Below are 18,525 nucleotides of genomic sequence, written 5' to 3' on the forward strand. Positions count from 1 at the left end.
TAAAAACTCAGGTAAAATCATTTTTATAAACTCAATATAGTTTTCCACGTTTATTATTTATCATTACAAAGATCTGTAGTTTTTAATTCACACACAACTTTTGAGATTGATCCCTTCTTTATCATTCTTCACAAAAGTGTAGTTCATATAAATAGCATTTCGCGTATTTCTTTTATTATAAGCACTCACTTTAGTAAAACCAAGGCTAGTGTATATCGCATTCTGACCATCTAACTCCTTGAAGGTTTCTAAATATATGGATAGTGCTCCTTTTTTTTGTGCTTCAAGTATAACATATTGACATAATTTGTAGCCTAGGTTTAAACCTTGGTAATCTGGAGTGATATATAGTTGACCTATTTCATAGTTTCTATCTGTCAAACGCGTTAAGGTAATACACCCAGCCTGAACACCATTTACTAATATAACGTATAGATTATTGTGAGAAGAAGTAGGATAGCTATGATTTAGTATTTTGGTTAAGTTCTTCTGTTGTTCTAATAGTAATTTTTTAGAATCATCATTATCTATTGTTGTTTCTATTATAAGTGTTGACATGACTTTAATCTATGTTAATAAAGGTAAATGTACAAAAAGGTTTATTATATAGATTGGTTTAATATGGTTTGAAAGCTTTAATTTTGGTTACTTCAAAGTAGATTGTTATGTTTCTTAAATCTCTTATTACTTCTTTAAATAAAGTATTCTCTTATGAAGGTGATACTATAATTAGTTCAGTTCAGATGATGTCTGAAAAGAATGAATACAGTGCGTGTACTTTTATAATAGGAGATAAGCGAATTATCTATAGGGAAGCGAAGGTTACCCCTAAGAAGATTGGATTGTTCGTTGCTATTTGGCAACGCAATACTGTAGGAGTGACAGTGCCATATCATGTGGAGGATGAATTTGACTATATGATGATCGGTGTGAAGACAGATACTGATTTGGGCTATTTCTTATTTCCGAAGGCAGTATTAGTTAATCTAGGTATTATCTCTACAGAGACAAAGGAGGGTAAGCGTGGAATGCGTATCTATCCTAATCTAGAAGAAGGGATGAATAAGCAGGCATTGAAAACTTATCAATCGCAAGTGTCTTTTTTCTATAAAGATTAAATTATCTTCAATAAATGCACATTAACAGATTAAATACTTTCCATTAACCTTTTTTTATATATTTGCAATAAGACTGGTTATCAAATTGATATTAAGGGGGAATTAGGTGAGAATCCTAGACAGACCCGCTACTGTAAGCTCATAAGATGTAATGAATCAAGTCGTCCTCTGTCGTTACGAGGGGGAGGATATTCGTTAAGAGCAAGTCAGGATACCCGCCAATCTACAATAAGTTTTGATGTTTTCGAGGAATAAGACATTAGGCGTTCAAAAGGGTAGGCATTGGTGACAGTGTGTTTTGGTGCGTTTATGTTTTCTTGAATTGTCAAGATTAACAAGCCAAAAACAATTATGACCAAGACGCAATTACTATCAATAACTACTTTAATGTGTGTGGCTAGCTATGCTGTACACGCTCAGAGCCCTAAAGACAGTATCACTTCTCTTAAAGAAATCGTGATACAAAAAGAGGTGTTTAAAGATCTAATCCCTGTACAAACTTTAGATGGTGCTAAACTAGAGCGCCTAAATAGCCATAGTGTAGCTGATGCTCTAAGATACTTCGCTGGAGTTAAAATTAAAGATTTCGGTGGTATGGGAGGACTTAAGACTGTAGATGTCCGTAATATGGGGACACATCACGTAGGTGTATTCTATAATGGAGTACAGGTAGGTAATGCTCAGAACGGTATCGTAGATTTGGGTAAATTCTCACTAGATAACATCGAGACTGTGAAGCTATATAATGGTCAACGCAGTGCTATATTCCAATCAGCAAGAGAGTTTGCATCTGCCTCTACAGTTTATCTACAAACAAAGAAACCAGTATTCGAAGAAGGAAAAGACGTAAATATATCTGCTAAGTATAAAGCTGGTTCTATACAGCTAGTCAATCCATCTGTGCGTACAGATATCAAAGTTAATGATAATGTGAATACATCTATCAGTGCTGAATACATCTACTCGAATGGTGATTATAAGTTTAGACAGAAACGCCATAATATAGATGGTACAGTGGCTTATGATACGATAGGACATAGACAGAATAGTGATATAAAAGCTTATCGAATCGAGAATAGTTGGTTCGGTAAGACAGAGAAAGATACTTGGCAGGCTAACCTTTATTATTATCAATCAGATAGAGGACTTCCGGGTGCTGTAATCAAGAAGAGTGATGTTACTTTAGAGACTGAAAACATCAATGAACGTCAGAGTGATAAGAACTTTATGGCGCAGGGAGAGTGGACTAGATTTGTATCTGATAGATACCAGTTCCAACTCAAAGGAAAATATGCTTATGATGAGATGCACTATCTATCTCGTAAGACAGTGGATTTTGAAGGAGAAGAGGTGACTTATAATCCTCAATTTGATAATACTTACTTCCAACAAGAATATTATGTCTCAGCTGCACATCTGTATAAGATAACTGATATCTGGGATGTGGCTCTAGCAACAGACTTACAATACAATAAACTTAATGCTACACGTATAGGACAAGGAACTCCGTTTACTTATCCTGAACGTTATACCTTTTTAACTTCGTTAGCGACTTCTGTGAATCTAGGTAAGGTGAAAGCTCAGGCTAATATCTTAGGAACATTTACTAAAGAGAAGGTACGTTATAATTATGAAGCACCAGATCGTCAGTTTTGGGCACCTTCTATCTTCTTAAGTTATAAACCATGTGATAACGAGAATTTCGTAGTACATACATTTTATAAGTACATCTATAGATTACCTACGTTTAATGATTTATACTACACACAGCTAGGTACTGCTAACTTAAAACCAGAGGCTTCTAAGCAGATAAACTTAGGATTCACTTATAATAAACAGTTTAACAATGCTTTGTTTGAAGAGGTGCATTTATCAGTAGAATCGTACTTCGCTAATATAACGGATAAGATTATCGCTACACCTACCTCTAGTATGATGAGATGGATGATGACTAATCTAGGGAAAGTGGAGAACTATGGGATAGAGACAAATGTAGGAACTACTGTAAGGTTAATGGAAGATTTGCGATTAGGTGTTAATTTAACTTATGAGTACACAGTAGCGAAAGATAAGAGCGAGACACTATATGGTAAGCCATCATACTATGGAGATCAAATACCGTATGCTCCTTGGCATTCTGGTTCTTCTATCGTGAGCCTTGATTATAAAGATTGGTCTCTTAATTATAGTTTTATCTATGTAGGGGAACGTTATAATGGTAATAAAAATAATATTAAGCGAAACGAGATACAGCCGTGGTACACACACGATGTGTCATTATTAAAAAGTTTCAAATGGCGTGATTATAGATTCAAGGCTAGTGTAGAAGCTAACAATATCGCTAATCAGTACTATGAGGTAGTGAGTAACTTCCCTATGCCTGGACGCAACTTCCGTTTCACTTTAAGCTTTGATATATGAGATTTAAAAATATAATAATGCTTACTGCTGTTTTACTAGCGGTAGTAAGTTGTCGAAAAGATGAGATGATATTCTTATCTGATAGTTCTGATGTGTCTATTCCTGTTAGTACGGAGAAGTACAGTGGATTCTATTTGCTGAACGAAGGGAATATGGGAATGAATAGAGCCTCTATAGATATGTTCGAATATCATACAGGTACTTATACGAGGGATATATTCTCAGAGCGTAATCCTCATATTACAAAAGAACTTGGGGATGTAGGTAATGACATCAAGATATATGGTAAGAAAGTGTATGCGACTATCAATGTGTCTAACTTCGTAGAGGTATTCGATGTAGAAACAGGTAAGCATATTAAGCAAATACACGTTCCTAACTGTCGTTATTTGGCTTTTAAGGATGGTAAGGCTTATGTAAGTTCGTATGCTGGTAAGGTAGAGATAAATCCAAATGCAGAGAAGGGATTCGTCGCTGAGATAGATACTTTGTCTTTAGAAGTTACGAGAAGAGTGACTGTGGGTTATCAACCTGAAGAGATGGTAATCAAAGGCAATAAGCTTTATGTAGCTAATTCGGGAGGATATCGCGTACCGAACTATGATACGACTGTGTCAGTGATAGATATACCTAGCTTCACAGAAACAAAGAAGATAGATGTAGCGATAAACTTACATCGTATGCAGATAGATAAGGCAGGAGACATCTATGTGTCGTCAAGAGGTGATTATTATAATGCGGAACCTAATCTGTATGTGATAGACTCGAATACGGATAAGGTAAAACAACAGCTCGATATACCAGTGTCTAATATGACGATGGATGATGACAAGCTTTACTACTATGCTACGTCTTATAAACACAATACAGGTGCTAATAGGGTCACCTATGGGATACTGAATACACTGACTAAAAAGGTGATCACGGATAATATCATTAAAGACGGTACAGATAAGAAGATACAGATACCTTATGGGATAGCTGTGAATCCGGAGACTAAAGAGATATTTATGACAGATGCTCAGGATTATGTAGGAACGGGGTTTGTATATTGTTTCTCTCCTGAGGGAATGTTGAAATGGAAAACAACAGGTGGGAATATTCCTGCTCACATAGCATTTATAAAGAAATAATACCAATAACTAAATAATGAAGACAACAAGAATTAGATTAAGCTTAATAGCGACGTTATGCTTATCTGCAATGACATTTATCGGGTGCTCTAGCGATAGTAGTTCTGATGATAAAAAGGGTGAAGGAGGAGCAATAAGTTACGATTATAGCGATGTGACTAAGGTGTTTGACTTCCGTCCTGCGCCAGGTCAGTTCGTTAATACAATGCCTAAGTATGCTGCGGGAGATACGCAAGAGACTATGAATGCCAAAGCTCTTAAGGTTGTCTCTGGTAAAAAGCCTAGTGGAGTAAGTTTAGGTGGATTTGGAGGGTATATCGTGATGGGATTTGCAGAACCTATAAATAATGTTGCAGGACAACGTGATTTCTCTGTATTAGGAAATGCGTTTACTAATAGCTCAGAGCCTGGTATTATCTTAGTGTCTTATGATAAGAATGGAGACGGACTACCTAATGATGAATGGTATGAGATAGCTGGTAGTGAGTATAAGAATGCTAAGACTATTCGCGATTATGAGATAACGTTCTACAAGCCAACTAGTGAGCCTATAGGCAATGTCGCCAACTATATCAAGTATAAGAATAACCAAGGAGAGGAAGGGTATAAACCTAAGAATCAGTTTCACGAGCAAAGCTATTATCCAATGTGGATAAAAGAAAATACTATGACATTTAAAGGAACGAAGGTACCGAACAATGCTTTTATAAATAATACTAGTGAATTATGGGAGTTACCTGCTTTATTATACGGGTATGCAGATAATCATATTAATGGTGAGGCAGATGCAGCTATGGATATTGATTGGGCTGTAAATAGTAACGGGAATAAAGTGAAGTTAGAGAAGATCCACTTTATTAAGATATATACTGGTATGGATCAGGACGCAGGAAGGCTAGGAGAGACTTCTACAGAGGTAATGGGTATTATTGATCTTCATAAAGCTAAAGTAAACGTACCAACTAGATAGTGAATACAAACTAATCAATCCCCACTAACCCCCAAAACTAACAACCGATTAATTAACCAAAATTATCTATTATGAAAAAAAGTTTAATAAGAGTAAGTACTTTCTTACTCTTTGGAATTACTTTAATTACGGGGACACTGTTTATAGGGTGTTCTAGTGATAGTAATGAAACTACTGAGATTATTGATCCACCAGCTGAAATAAAATACAATTTTAGTGATATCACTAAAGTATTTGATTTTCGCCCTGCACCAGGACAGTTCATAAATGAACTTCCAAAGTATGTAAAAGGTGATACTCAGGAAGTAATGAATGAGAAGGCTCTAAAAGCTATCTCAGGTAATAAACTTTCTATGGTTTCTTTAGGTGGTTATGGTGGGTATATAGTTGTGGGATTTGATCAAACAATACAGAATATAGATGGACAAAGGGATTTTAAAGTTTTAGGGAATGCTTTTTGGGCTGATGCAAACCCAAATCCTAGTGCTAGTAAAAGAGGTGGTAGCTGTGAACCAGGTATTATTATGGTAGCTTATGATAAGAATAAAAATGGGATGCCAGATGATGATGAATGGTATGAAATAGCAGGAAGTGAATATTATAAAGTTGAAACGAATAAGAATTATAAAATTACTTATCATAAACCAGACCCGAGTAAAGCAGCTGTAAAGGATCCTAATAATAATTGGGCGACTGATATAGAGTACTTTAAATGGGAAGATAATACAGGTGATAAAGGATGGAAAACTAAAAATAGTTTTCATCATCAAAATTATTATCCAGAATGGTATGTTGAAAATGAAGTTTCTTTTAGTGGAACTAAACTTGCTAATAATGCAAAAGACGAAAGTGGAAAGGGATCTTATTGGGTACTTTATTCTTATCCTTGGGGCTATGCTGACAATGCGCCTAACAATGATGATGAGTCTGCTATTGATATTAATTGGGCTGTAGATAAAGATGGTAATAAAGTTCATCTAACTGGGATAGACTTTGTTAAGATATATACAGGTATAAATCAAGAGTCTGGGTGGTTGGGTGAAGTTTCAACTGAAGTAGTCGGAATTGTTGATTTACATAAAGCAAAAATAAAAATACCAACAAGAAAATAATGCTATAGAAACACTATTAACCTTATAATACAATTATGAAAAAACAATTAACTAGATTAAGTACTTTCTTATTACTTGGTTTGACACTTTTGACAGCTAACACATTTGTTAGTTGTTCAAACGATGATAATGTACCTTATTCTATTCCTACTCCTAGGGGTAGTGTAGCGTCAGTTACATTCGATGAAGTTACTATCGATCCTGCTTTAAATAATGCTGGCGCTTCTTACAGATGGATAAATAACGCTACTCAGGAAGTATTATCAACTCAATCAGTATTTAAATATACTTTTAATACTCCAGGGACATATAGCTTAGTATTATCAGAGCAACAAGGAAGTTCTTATAATTATTACACATATACTGTAGTAGTTGGTAAGAGTTATAATTACAATTATGTAACACTAGATTTGTCTTCATTTAATTTAAGTGATGGTGAAGATAGACAGGGTGGTAAGATTTGGAAAGATACTTACACAAGTAATGTATTGTTTAAGTCACAAATATTTACTTTCGCTCATACTGCTGAAAAAAGTTGGAATTATTGGGATGGATTTACTGTGTCTAATATTAAAGATAATGCGACACATTCTAATGATGGCTCTTCTAACGGATGGTTAGATAGTCAATGGGGAGCAATGCCTAAAGGAGGAGTAAAAGGTGAAGGCACACCTTATGTAGTTGGATATTGGGGATATTATATGAAAGATTGGCAGGCAGATGAAACAATATTTGATGAAAAACAATATTCTAATTGGATTAAGATTGGAGATAAAACAGATTCTTATAATGCTGTTAGTGTTTCGTTAGCAAACCACCCTTGGCCTTATTGGGGAAATTTAAATGGAGATGGTTTTGCAACTAAATTTGAAAAAGGAGATTATTTTACAATTACAATTAAAGGGGTTGATAAAAATAACAAAGTTAAGTCAAATTCAATTACACATTATTTGGCTGATTATCGTGGGGATAAGTTAATAATGTCAAAAGAATGGGAAAAAATTGATATTTCTTCTTTAGGAGAAGTAAGTTATATTTTCTTCCAATTAGATTCAACTGATGAGTTGCCTGGGTTTGGACCAAATACAGCTGTATACTTTTGTGTGGATGCACTTACAGTAGACAAGATAGAGAAGAAATAGTTTAATAGATAACTAACAATGAAAAAAACAATTACAAGAATAAGTAGCTATGCCTTTTTAGGACTAGCATTATTAACAACATCGGTATTCACTAGCTGTTCTAGTGATGATAATGTACCATACTCTATTCCTACTCCTAAGGGGAATGTAGAGTCAGTTACATTTGATGAGGTTACTATTGATCCTGCATTAAATAATGCAGGTGCATCTTACAGATGGATTAATAATGCAACTCAACAAGTATTATCAACTCAAGCGGTGTTTAAATACACTTTTAATACTCCAGGGACATATAACTTAGTCTTATCAGAACAACAAGGTAGTTCTTATAAGTATTATACGTATACTGTAGTAGTAGCGAAGAGTTATAACTACAATTATGTTGCATTAGATTTATCTACATTTAATTTAGCTGATGGAAAGGCGACTGCTGGTGGTAAGATATGGAAAGATACCTTTACTGAAGAGGCAGTTTTAAAAAGCGGTATTTTTAACTTTAATCACATAGCTATAGAAGATTGGAATACTTGGATGGGATTCACTGTGTCTAATAGCAATGATAATTTAAGTCACTACACTACTAATGATGGTGGTTGGGTAGCAAATCAATGGGGTACAATGCCTCAAGGAGGAGTAGCAGGAAAGGGTTCTCCATTCTTGGTTTCTTTTGCTGATCATAAACCTGCAGAAGGTATACTAGTTCCTAATCAACCAATAGACCTTGAGAGGTTCTCTGCTGTGGTAACTATCGACGATACTAATAGATATAAAGCTGTTAGTACAAGTTTAGCAATCAGTCCTTGGCCTTACTATGGTGTTTTGAATGGTGATGCATACTCAACTAAGTTTAAAAAAGGAGATTATTTTGCTATTCATATCTATGGAGTAGATAAAAATAATAAACTTACTTCAGCTAAGCCTGTAACGCATTATTTCGTTGACTTTAGAGGAGGAGAAAATAAAATAGATACGAATTGGAATAAAGTTGATTTATCTTCTTTAGGAGAGGTTAAGCATCTATTGTTTTTCTTAGAAACTACTGATGTAGGAAAGTGGGGAGCTAATACAGCACTTTACTTTACTATGGATAATCTAGTAGTAGATAAAATAGAAAAATAAGATATTACCAAAGACAGTCGCTAAGGCTGTCTTTGGCTTTTAAATACAAATAACTAAGAATGAAAAAAACAATTACAAGAATAAGTAGCTATGCCGTATTAGGATTAGCCTTATTAACAACATCGGTATTCACTAGCTGTTCTAGTGATGATAATAGTTCAGACTCTTATAATGAGTTGTCATTAGACTTGTCTAAGGTTCCTTTAGAGATTCCAACAGAAGGAGGGAAGATATGGAGTGAGACACTTAAAGAGAATACACCTTTAGTAACTGCTCCATATACGTTTAGTCATAAGGTAACAACTTCTGAGTATGGTTCATTTTGGAATGGATTTACAGTTTCAAACAGTACAGATAAAAAGGATCACAAGGGAGATTTTTATTTAAAGATGTATGGTACTATGGCAGAGACAGCTAATAATATGCCATTTTTAGTAGCAAATACAGAGGAGGTATCCGAAAAGTACGTTAAAGGTACATCTATAGATATTGATAAAGCTTTAACAGTGGTTACTTTAGAAAATAATTATACTCCAGTAGCAGTAGAGTTAGCATTGAGTCCTTATACTTATCATTCTACTCAACGTGGGGATCAGTTTGCTAAGAAGTTTGAGAAAGGAGACTTCTTTAAAGTTGTAGTTTTCGGATTAGATGAGAATAAAGTTATTATTAATTTACCTGTAGAATATTATCTGATTGATTATCGCAATGGTGTTGTAAAGGTAGATACTAATTGGAAAAAGGTTAATTTGAAAGCACTAGGTAAAGTAAAGTATTTAGTGTTCTATATTGATTCATCAGATAAAGGAGAATGGGGAGTAAATACTCCGGCATACTTTACTGTTAAGAATTTAGTTGTTTCGAAATAGATTTAAATAAACAGAAATGCCTCATCAACGGATGAGGCATTTCTGTTTTTATATAGTTACTTATTTACAGTCATTTGATTATAGCTAAACTGCTCTTTTTTGATTCCTCTATTGTTTTTAGTAACACTAGAGATAGGGTAGTTATCTTCGTTGTATTCATAAGTTAAATCACCTACTGTGGAGTTATGTATATTATAAGACTGAATGTTATTAGTTGGTTTATAATAATACATAATGTCAAAAGCAGTAGTGTTTATATAATGTAGAGGTATATTAATAGGCATATTTTTAAAGGGATTATTGTGCTGATCGTATGTATATGATTCTACTATATTCGCATTGTCATTTTCTCCTGCATTTATTAAGTTTCCATTGTGATCATATTCGAAGTTAGTAGTGGAAACTAATTTATTACTTAGATACATTGCTTCAGTAATTTGCTTACTTGAATTATGCTTAAATTCTAAAGTAATGTTATTGTCAATATCTATACTTTTAGTCATCTGACCTTTAGTATCATATTCAAAAGTATAGTTCTTTACTCGCTTGTTTTTGTCATTAACTTCTACTATACCTATTAGTTGTTTTTTATTGTTGTAGGTATAGGTGCATTCAGACTTACTCTTAGTGGTAGTATTGCCGGCTTTTGCTTCATAAGTAGTATAGTGATTTGTCACATTTCCTGCATCATCATAGGTAAAGTCTACAATAAATGTATCAGAATCTCCTTTGTAAGTTTCAGTACTAGTGTAGTTTTTAAGTACAGTAATATTCTTTTTGTTCTCTTTTGTAGGACCATCATTCTTTGGTATATCATTGCTATCAGTACTACAACTCATAGGGATTAATGCTACCAAGATCCATAAAGTGGTGGGTATGATCTTTTTCATAATTCCTTTAATTTAACTCTTGTTATTAACTGCAAAATTATATATAATAATGTGTTTTTTATATTTTGTGGTTTATTATTGTGGTTGTTTTAATGGATTTTGTGATAGACAAAAGAAATGTTGTAATAAAATAGCATTTAGATATGTTTAATGTGCTTTCAGCGTGTTTAGATAATTAATTGTTAGTTTTTATTATATTTAAACAGTTGTTTATTTGGCTGTTATACTTATTGTTCTATATTTGTAGAACAACATCTACAAATACTATTTATGAGAGATACTAGACTAGTAATTGCGTTATTTATTATAATGCTATTTGGCTCGTGTAAGGTGAACCAAAAAGCGAATGGTGAGAAAGTAGGGAGGTGGGTATATACAACTACTGTAGAGGGAAATAAGGAGGTACATCGTGGGAAGTATCGTCAAGATGGTTTTCAAAAAGGAACTTGGAGATATAAGCGCAATGGCAAGTTATATAAGAAGGAGGTCGTTAAAGATTCCATTGTAGAGATAACGTATTATTATCCTAATCACAAAGTAGAATCGGTAGGGCAAAGCATCTATATAAAAAAGGATAAAGGCTTACACTATTATTACACAGGGTCTTGGTTTTTATATGATCCTAAGGGGATGCTGATAGGAGTAAAGCATTATAAAGAGGGAGTATTAGAACATTATACAATCGTAAGACAATGATAAAGTTACCACAGACAGAAGAGCAGTTAATGGAATATATATGGGAGATGCAAGTGGCATTTACTAAAGATATTATCGAGAAGTATCCTTCTCCTAAACCTGCTCAAACTACTATAGCAACACTATTAAAGAGATTAATAGATAAAGAATTTATAGCTTATAAGGTGTATGGCAATTCTAGAGAGTATTATCCTTTGATAAAAAAGGAGGATTATTTTGAAAAGCATATTAATACGATGGTAGAGAACTTCTTTGATAACTCAGCATTGAGTTTTGCTTCATTCTTTACTAGGAAGAGCAAGATGACGAAGAATGAATTAGAAGAACTAAAGAAAATAGTAGATGAACAATTAAAGAACTCTTAGCTTATGCTGTTATACTTAACCAAAATAACACTCATTCTCTCTGTTTCAATTATAGCGTATAAGCTATTCTTAGAAGATACGAAAGTGCACGTTTATAAGCGTTTTTATCTACTGATAACGTTGATAATGGCATTAGTATTTCCATTTATTATTATTGAATCTAGTATAGTGTCTGCTGATCAGACTTTTGAACAATTAGGCGATATTGTCATTGCTCCAATTACTCAGGTTACTACAATGAGTATTAATTGGACTGTTATTTTAATCGTAGGATATGCAATAGGAGTTGTAGTAGTAGCTAGCAAGAGTGTTTTAGAAATTGTTAAGATTTATCAGATTAAAAGTCAAGGCTCACTTATTAAGTTTAATGATTCGAAGATAGTATTGTCAAGTCAAATAAGCAGTGCATTCTCTTTTTGTAATATTATTTATCTTCCATTGAGTGAAGAACTTTCGGAAGGAAATAAAATACTTATTCACGAACAAGTACATATAAGACAGGGACACAGTATAGATATCCTATTGATAGAACTGTTAAAGGTTGTCTTTTGGTTTCACCCTCTATTTTATTACTATAAAACGTGTATTGCTTTAAATCACGAATTCTTAGCAGATAGTAAGAGTGTGGATTCGGAAGAGGACGTAAATCAGTATCTACAACTACTATTAACGCAGACCTATAAACAGAGTGAATTAGGTATTACAAGTTCATTTAATTTTAACCTGACTAAGAAGCGGTTTTTAATGATGACTAAAAAGAATATACCATGGAAAAATAGAGTAGGTATTAGTATGTCTTGCATTCTTTTTTTACTGGTTAGCACACTTGCTATTCATGCTAAGACAACTAATCAGAAAGTGACATCAGATACAGCTAATATACCTTTTCAAGTAACAGATACTCGAGCTCAGTATCCAGGAGGAATGAATAAGTTCACGAATGACTTTGTTTTAAAGTTTATAGATCCATATCCATATTCAGAAGAGGACGAAGCTAAAATAGTAGTGCAGTTTACTGTTGAGATAGATGGGACATTAGAGAATATAAAGGTTTTAAGAGATCCACTTGGAGTAGGACAAGAGATAATTAAGACCTTAAAGAGTATGCCCAAATGGTTTCCTGCACAACATAATGGAGAGGTAGTCAGTACGGTATTTACTTTACCAATAACTTTTAAAAGAACAACGCAATGAGATCAATAGCTACAATGTTTTCATCATTTAAACTTTATTTTACCTTTGTCACAACTCTATGAGGAGGTATGCTAACAAGCATGGGACAAGAGGTATTAGAGGATTACAATAACTTTCTAGCACTTGAAAAAGTTGAGCTATCTTCAGGTAAAGTGCGTTTTTTAAAAACTGTAAAAGAAGTGGACTCTAATATTAAAGGATCAGAGTATATTAATAAGCATCGTTTGTTTTGGGAATATCTTGTAGTGAACTTTTCAGAACCTTTACAAGAGAATACATTTGATCCAAATACAGAGATTAGTTTATTACAGAATAATTTTCTCTCTATGATGGTTACGGATACTATTTTTAGTCCTCTAGTAGAAAGATATAGCTCACAAGTGGTAAAGAGGAATAGTATAAAGGATACTATTTCTATAGATCAAGTACTTAATGTCGCAGTCAAGTTCTTTAGTATAGAGAAGATTACACCTGAGGGAGATTATTCAGCGAGGATCTGTGTAGGACTAAATGGTATCAAAAATACAGAGGCTGTACGTATGCCTTTTGTTGAAGCTTTTGCTTTTTATGCTATAATGAAGAATCTTAGAAATGAACAGTATAATGTATATACTTACTTTATAAATGCAATAAAAGGAATCTATAAGTTAAACCTTGGTATTGATAAAGAAGAAAGATTACTTCGTGCTCAGGGTGCCCTTTTTATACAGATGCTTCAAAGTGATAGATTGATGGAGTTATTAGTAGATGAATATCAGAAGAATAAAGATATACTACCATTTGCTCTTAGTTTATAGAATTATTTTATTGGCTATTTCATTTCTATATTTCAATAATCCGTACTTTAGTTGAAAATTCTTAAAACAATGAATGGTAAGTATATTGCATTGACAGTAGCTGTGCTTAGTATGGCGATTAGTTATGCTCAGAAGAAAACAGTGATACCTGCACACACTCCTAAATCTGCTACAGTATGTGCTAGGTCTAATACAGATACGATAGAATTTACCCACAACAAAGATTTTAAGCCAGCACATTCTCGCATAGCTACTAATCAGTTGTCGATTAACTTCTCTAAACATTTTACTCAAGCCTTTCCTGAAAAGCCATTGAGTAATAATGCTTCTGTGATTTTTGAATTACAGATAGAGACAGACGGTTCTATTAGTTCTGTGAGTATATTACGCAGTGGATTTAAGTCAGAGTATAATGATAAATTAAAAGAAATAGTGCGCACTGTGACAGCTGATACTTGGTCACCAGCTACCTATAAGGGAAGTAAGATACGCTCACAGTATACATTGCCGATTACTATTTTTGCAAATGTAAACGAACTATAACAGAGAGGTTTATATAGAGTGGATAGATAAAAACGAATATAACAGAGACCGTTTATCATTAACTCGATCTCTGTTTTTACAGCTCTATTTCATATAACACATGTGTACGGTAAGGGTGATCTATAGGAACTAAGGGATGGTTAAAATCCTTTACATACTTCATTCCTACTTTTTGCATTACATTAGAAGAGCGAATGTTCGTAGTCGTAGTAAATGAGTATACTTTATTTAAACCTAAAGTATCTTTCGCAAATACTAAGCACGCTCTAGCAGCCTCAGTAGCATATCCTTTACCCCAATATTGTGGTAGTATACGCCACCCTATCTCTACTCCAGGAGTGAAGTCTACATCAAAAGTTATATCTAATAATCCAACAAACCCTATAAACTCACCACTGCTTTTTTCTTCTACAGCGAAGAATGCATATCCTTGACTATCTATCTTATTTTTAAAACTGTGAAAAGCAGCTGTTGATTCTTCAGCAGTTCTCTTACCTAAGAAGAACTCCATCACCTGATCATCTTGGTTCATTGCTATCATAGCAGGTAAATCACTGTCTTTGTATTGGCGTATTAATAATCTATCTGTTTCTATAAATACTTTCATCTTCTTTGTTTGTGTTTATCGTAGAGCGGTAATCTCCTCTTTTAATTTTTTAGTCAGGCTATTAAATACCAATTCATACGAATGATCTATCAGTTCTTTTAATAGTCCCCACTGTACCGAACCTCCTAATATCACACTGTTCCAGTGTTTCTTACTCATATGGTATCCAGGTACTATCTCGTTATAGTCTGCACGTAGCTCTTCTGATCGTTCGGGGTCGCACTTAAGATTAATAAAGCGATTACCTTGCTCCCACTTTGTCAAGTTTAAAAGCAAGTATATTTTGCCACCTACCTTGAAAGTTAGTGTTTCTTCATCAAAAGGAAATTCTTCTGTTGTTCCTTTTTTGCTTAGACAGTAATCATATATCACATTAATATCCATACTATAGTTTCTTTTTAGGTAAGTTTAAAAGTTCTTTTCTTGTGAACGTATCATATACTAAATCATACGAGAGATCTATCCATTCTTTGATTTGAGTAGGAGAGAAGTCTCCTCGCATATAGACTGTATTCCAATGTTTTTTGTTCATCGTATAGCCATAGGTGATATCCTCATATTGTTCACGAAGTTCTATTGCCAAATTAGGTGGACACTTAAGAATGATATTCCTGTCTCCTTGTTCCCAATAGTGTAACGCAATCATAGCAAATATCTTTCCTCCTATTTGAAAAGTAAGTAAGTTCTTATCAAATGGAAATCCACTATCTACATATAGTAATGTGGAGCAATATTCGTATAACTCGTCTAGTTCCATAGCTAGATGATTTGATATAATACAGGCTTACTAGGGCTAGCATCATTTACAAAAGAAGCCAACTGAATATTTAAGAAGTACATCCCATCCTTTATCTCATTTGGCACGTAGATCATCTCTGTGATTGTAGCTTCTAATCGAGCATCTTCGTTAAGATGGCGAGTGTCTTTTACATTCCAGAACGCCTTATGTGCTAGTAGTTGTCCCTCGTCTTGTTCTCTATCTACACTAGGCAAATCTATAAGCAGATGATCTATACCCTGCTCTCTAAAAAACACAGCTGCCTGAGCCTCTAGATAAGGAGGATTAGTATGAGAGTACTTGGTATGCGTCTTTGTTATTTCATTTGGAGTAGTACGGATGATAACAGCTTTTTGATTATTACCCTTCCATACGTTCTTTACCTGATCTAGCGTGATTATATAATCTCCATTCTCTTGAAATTCGGGGCTAATCGTAATTAACTGAGCGAAGAAGAAGTAATTCTTCAAGCTGTCATTTACATTGTAGAAGTCATAGGTGATATGTCCTAAGCACTCTGTATGCGTACCGTGTGCGTGAGGGTTAAACGCGATATTATTAAAGTTAGTCGAAGATTTTCCTTCACTGACTTTCCCTATCCAGTCATCCATCATCACAGGAGATATCTCAGGAGCATCGAGATACCACGCTATAGGATTAGCGGCTGTGTTGACTAGAGGTATAGAGATATCTATCGCTTTAGTTAAGTCGATTAGGTACTCCTTACCAGTATAGGTTATCGTAGCTCTCATTGTTTTATTTCAAAGCTAATTAAAATAATCCAAACTTTTTGCTCCGAATTATAGCTATTACCTTAAATCTGCAGATAACATTTAAACGAGAATGAATTATACAAAACAGAGCGAAATTAGTGATTAAAGCACACTGTAGTTTGGTTTTAGAGCTAATTGAAGCTATGTAAAGTAGAATTTATTCGCAGTAAATGGTGGTTGCAGATTTAAGGTATTACTTAAGCGATATAAAACAAATCAGAGGCAATACCATCACTTAAGAACTTTCCTTTATCTGTAATCGTAAGAATGTTATGCTCATTTCTCATCAAGTCATCTCCTATAAATCCAGCAGATAATTTGACTAAGTAATCGTGATATACTGTCCCGAACTCCTGCTCTACACGTGATAGATCCACTCCCCAGATGGTGCGCAGTCCAGTCATAATATATTCATTATAGCGGTCTGTGACACTTAGCTTTTCTACCTCTAGAGGAAGTTTGTCCTCGGATATATCTTTGATATAAAGACTATTATTAGCGATATTCCAACTGCGGTATACACCATCGAAACTATGCGCCGAAGGGCCTATACCTAGATATTTTTTCCCAAGCCAATACGCTGAATTGTTCTTAGAGAAGTAACCAGGTTTAGCGAAGTTAGATAGCTCATAGTGGATATATCCATTAGCTTTCAAGGTTTCTATAAGCAACATAAAGTGCTGATGTGCCACCTCTTCTTCAGGGCTAGGGATAACCCCTTTTTTTATCAATTTATTTAATGCCGTGCGCTCCTCTACAGTCAGCGCATAACACGAGATATGTGGAATACCAAGGTCTAATACACGTTGTACATTGGATAACCAGCGCTCATTAGTCATATTCGGAATACCGTATATCAAGTCAATCGAAATGTTGTCAAACAGCGTAGTTGCTAACTCTAAACATTCGATAGCCTCAGTAGAGTTATGAGCCCTATTCATCATCTTCAAATCCTCTTCATAGAACGACTGAATACCGATACTTAATCTATTTACTTTAGACTCGGCTAGTTTATATACAGTTGACTTATCCAAATCATCAGGATTGGCTTCTAACGTTATTTCAGGAGAATCGATGACCTCAAACAAGTTGTATACCGTTTGGATCAAATCATTAATTTCACTGACCTCTAATATACTAGGAGTACCACCACCGAAATAGATAGTCTCGATGATCTCACCTGCTAATTTGTCCTTGCGCAAGTATAGCTCTCGTTTAATGCTGTCGAGCATATCTTCTTTCTTCTTTAAGGAAGTCGAGAAGTGAAAGTCACAGTAGTGACACGCCTGCTTACAGAACGGAATATGTATATAGATACCTGCCATTATTTCTTTACTCTTTCTTGATTTTGTTTGACGAATGCATCCCACCCGCTATAACTCTTGGTAGCCACTATTCTACCACTATTAAAGTAGTGACATACGGCAGCAGCTAACCCATCTGTACTATCTAGGTTCTTAGGAAGTTCTTTTAGGCCAGGGAGTAATTGTTGTAGCATCTTAGCCACCTGTTCTTTACTCGCATTACCACTACCAGTAATAGCCATCTTGATTTTCTTAGGCTCATACTCCGTCACAGGGATATCGCGAGATAGCGCAGCAGCCATAGCGACTCCTTGAGCACGTCCTAGTTTTAACATAGACTGTGGATTCTTACCTAAGAATGGAGCTTCGATAGCAATCTCATCAGGGTGAAATGTCTCTATCAACTCTATGGTTCTATCAAATATCAACCTCAAACGAGTATAACGATCTTCATATTTAGCCAATAGCAATTCATTTAGCTGAAGGAACTCCATCTTTTTATTGACCACCTTGATTACTCCGAACCCCATTACGGTTGTTCCTGGGTCTATACCTAATATGATTTTTTCTACTGTCAAACTATGTGTAATTATATTTAATGCAAAGATGAAACGAATAATACATTACTCCAAAAACTGTTCAGTTTCGCATTCTGTGCCTTTACTTTTTTATGCTAAACACACTATCCCACTAA

General features: G+C 34.4%; 21 protein-coding genes and 1 riboswitch. Of the genes, 13 read left to right on the top strand and 8 right to left on the bottom strand.

What is annotated here, in order from left to right; all coding sequences use genetic code 11:
- Positions 1–87 precede the first annotated feature (87 nt).
- Complete coding sequence (locus tag CF599_RS07075) at positions 88–558, bottom strand: GNAT family N-acetyltransferase (RefSeq protein WP_121965344.1); 471 nt, start codon at positions 556–558, stop codon at positions 88–90.
- Between the two features lie 107 nt (positions 559–665).
- On the opposite strand from CF599_RS07075, the gene CF599_RS07080 reads away from it, so the two are divergent.
- The 8 genes from CF599_RS07080 to CF599_RS07115 all read left to right on the top strand — a co-directional run bounded on the left by CF599_RS07080 (position 666) and on the right by CF599_RS07115 (position 9,884).
- Positions 666–1,118, top strand: a complete 453-nt coding sequence (locus tag CF599_RS07080) for a MepB family protein (RefSeq protein WP_121965345.1) — start codon at positions 666–668, stop codon at positions 1,116–1,118.
- A gap of 57 nt (positions 1,119–1,175) precedes the next feature.
- Positions 1,176–1,356, top strand: a riboswitch (cobalamin riboswitch).
- Between the two features lie 113 nt (positions 1,357–1,469).
- Positions 1,470–3,539, top strand: a complete 2,070-nt coding sequence (locus CF599_RS07085) for a TonB-dependent receptor (RefSeq protein WP_121965346.1) — start codon at positions 1,470–1,472, stop codon at positions 3,537–3,539.
- Positions 3,536–4,672, top strand: a complete 1,137-nt coding sequence (locus CF599_RS07090) for a YncE family protein (RefSeq protein ID WP_121965347.1) — start codon at positions 3,536–3,538, stop codon at positions 4,670–4,672. Before CF599_RS07085 ends, CF599_RS07090 begins: the two co-directional genes overlap by 4 nt.
- A gap of 16 nt (positions 4,673–4,688) precedes the next feature.
- Entirely contained in the window at positions 4,689–5,642 is a 954-nt protein-coding gene (locus CF599_RS07095) for a PKD domain-containing protein (RefSeq protein WP_121965348.1), read from the top strand.
- A gap of 71 nt (positions 5,643–5,713) precedes the next feature.
- Positions 5,714–6,754, top strand: coding sequence for a PKD domain-containing protein (locus CF599_RS07100; RefSeq protein WP_121965349.1), 1,041 nt, complete (start codon positions 5,714–5,716; stop codon positions 6,752–6,754).
- Positions 6,755–6,789: 35 nt separating this feature from the next.
- Complete coding sequence (locus tag CF599_RS07105) at positions 6,790–7,896, top strand: DUF4465 domain-containing protein (RefSeq protein ID WP_121965350.1); 1,107 nt, start codon at positions 6,790–6,792, stop codon at positions 7,894–7,896.
- Between the two features lie 18 nt (positions 7,897–7,914).
- Positions 7,915–9,015, top strand: coding sequence for a DUF4465 domain-containing protein (locus tag CF599_RS07110; protein ID WP_121965351.1), 1,101 nt, complete (start codon positions 7,915–7,917; stop codon positions 9,013–9,015).
- Between the two features lie 59 nt (positions 9,016–9,074).
- Positions 9,075–9,884, top strand: a complete 810-nt coding sequence (locus tag CF599_RS07115) for a DUF4465 domain-containing protein (RefSeq protein WP_121965352.1) — start codon at positions 9,075–9,077, stop codon at positions 9,882–9,884.
- A 56-nt stretch (positions 9,885–9,940) separates the two neighbouring features.
- Here the strand turns inward: CF599_RS07115 and CF599_RS07120 are convergent, their stop codons facing one another.
- Entirely contained in the window at positions 9,941–10,774 is an 834-nt protein-coding gene (locus CF599_RS07120; RefSeq protein ID WP_121965353.1) for a hypothetical protein, read from the bottom strand.
- Between the two features lie 270 nt (positions 10,775–11,044).
- Between CF599_RS07120 and CF599_RS07125 the strand changes: the two genes are divergently transcribed.
- The 5 genes from CF599_RS07125 (at position 11,045) to CF599_RS07145 (ending at position 14,369) form a co-directional block, all read left to right on the top strand.
- Positions 11,045–11,470 carry a hypothetical protein gene (locus tag CF599_RS07125; protein ID WP_121965354.1) on the top strand — a complete coding sequence of 142 codons (426 nt, stop codon included), beginning with the start codon at positions 11,045–11,047 and terminating at the stop codon, positions 11,468–11,470.
- Positions 11,467–11,835: a BlaI/MecI/CopY family transcriptional regulator gene (locus tag CF599_RS07130; RefSeq protein ID WP_121965355.1), complete on the top strand. Its 369-nt coding sequence runs from the start codon at positions 11,467–11,469 to the stop codon at positions 11,833–11,835. The genes CF599_RS07125 and CF599_RS07130 overlap by 4 nt, the downstream gene beginning before the upstream one ends.
- Positions 11,836–11,838: 3 nt before the next feature.
- Positions 11,839–13,029, top strand: coding sequence for a M56 family metallopeptidase (locus CF599_RS07135; protein ID WP_121965356.1), 1,191 nt, complete (start codon positions 11,839–11,841; stop codon positions 13,027–13,029).
- A 68-nt stretch (positions 13,030–13,097) separates the two neighbouring features.
- Complete coding sequence (locus CF599_RS07140; RefSeq protein WP_254050253.1) at positions 13,098–13,826, top strand: hypothetical protein; 729 nt, start codon at positions 13,098–13,100, stop codon at positions 13,824–13,826.
- 69 nt (positions 13,827–13,895) lie between these two features.
- Positions 13,896–14,369 carry a TonB C-terminal domain-containing protein gene (locus CF599_RS07145; protein ID WP_121965357.1) on the top strand — a complete coding sequence of 158 codons (474 nt, stop codon included), beginning with the start codon at positions 13,896–13,898 and terminating at the stop codon, positions 14,367–14,369.
- 76 nt (positions 14,370–14,445) lie between these two features.
- Here CF599_RS07145 and CF599_RS07150 read toward each other — a convergent pair whose 3' ends face one another.
- The 6 genes from CF599_RS07150 to ruvC form a co-directional block, all read right to left on the bottom strand.
- On the bottom strand, positions 14,446–14,976 hold the full coding sequence (locus CF599_RS07150; protein WP_121965358.1) for a GNAT family N-acetyltransferase: 531 nt from the start codon (positions 14,974–14,976) through the stop codon (positions 14,446–14,448).
- 15 nt (positions 14,977–14,991) lie between these two features.
- On the bottom strand, positions 14,992–15,360 hold the full coding sequence (locus CF599_RS07155; RefSeq protein ID WP_121965359.1) for an MmcQ/YjbR family DNA-binding protein: 369 nt from the start codon (positions 15,358–15,360) through the stop codon (positions 14,992–14,994).
- 1 nt (position 15,361) lies between these two features.
- Positions 15,362–15,733 (bottom strand): MmcQ/YjbR family DNA-binding protein, encoded by a 372-nt coding sequence (locus tag CF599_RS07160; protein WP_121965360.1) that lies wholly within the window; start codon positions 15,731–15,733, stop codon positions 15,362–15,364.
- A 2-nt stretch (positions 15,734–15,735) separates the two neighbouring features.
- Positions 15,736–16,506 carry a cyclase family protein gene (locus tag CF599_RS07165; protein ID WP_121965361.1) on the bottom strand — a complete coding sequence of 257 codons (771 nt, stop codon included), beginning with the start codon at positions 16,504–16,506 and terminating at the stop codon, positions 15,736–15,738.
- A 218-nt stretch (positions 16,507–16,724) separates the two neighbouring features.
- Entirely contained in the window at positions 16,725–17,852 is a 1,128-nt protein-coding gene (gene hemW, locus CF599_RS07170) for a radical SAM family heme chaperone HemW (RefSeq protein WP_121965362.1), read from the bottom strand.
- Positions 17,852–18,409 (bottom strand): crossover junction endodeoxyribonuclease RuvC, encoded by a 558-nt coding sequence (ruvC, locus tag CF599_RS07175; protein ID WP_121965363.1) that lies wholly within the window; start codon positions 18,407–18,409, stop codon positions 17,852–17,854. The genes hemW and ruvC overlap by 1 nt, the downstream gene beginning before the upstream one ends.
- Between the last annotated feature and the right edge of the window lie 116 nt (positions 18,410–18,525).

The sequence above is a fragment of the Myroides sp. N17-2 genome (genome assembly GCF_002286775.1).
Classification (GTDB): Bacteria; Bacteroidota; Bacteroidia; order Flavobacteriales; family Flavobacteriaceae; genus Flavobacterium.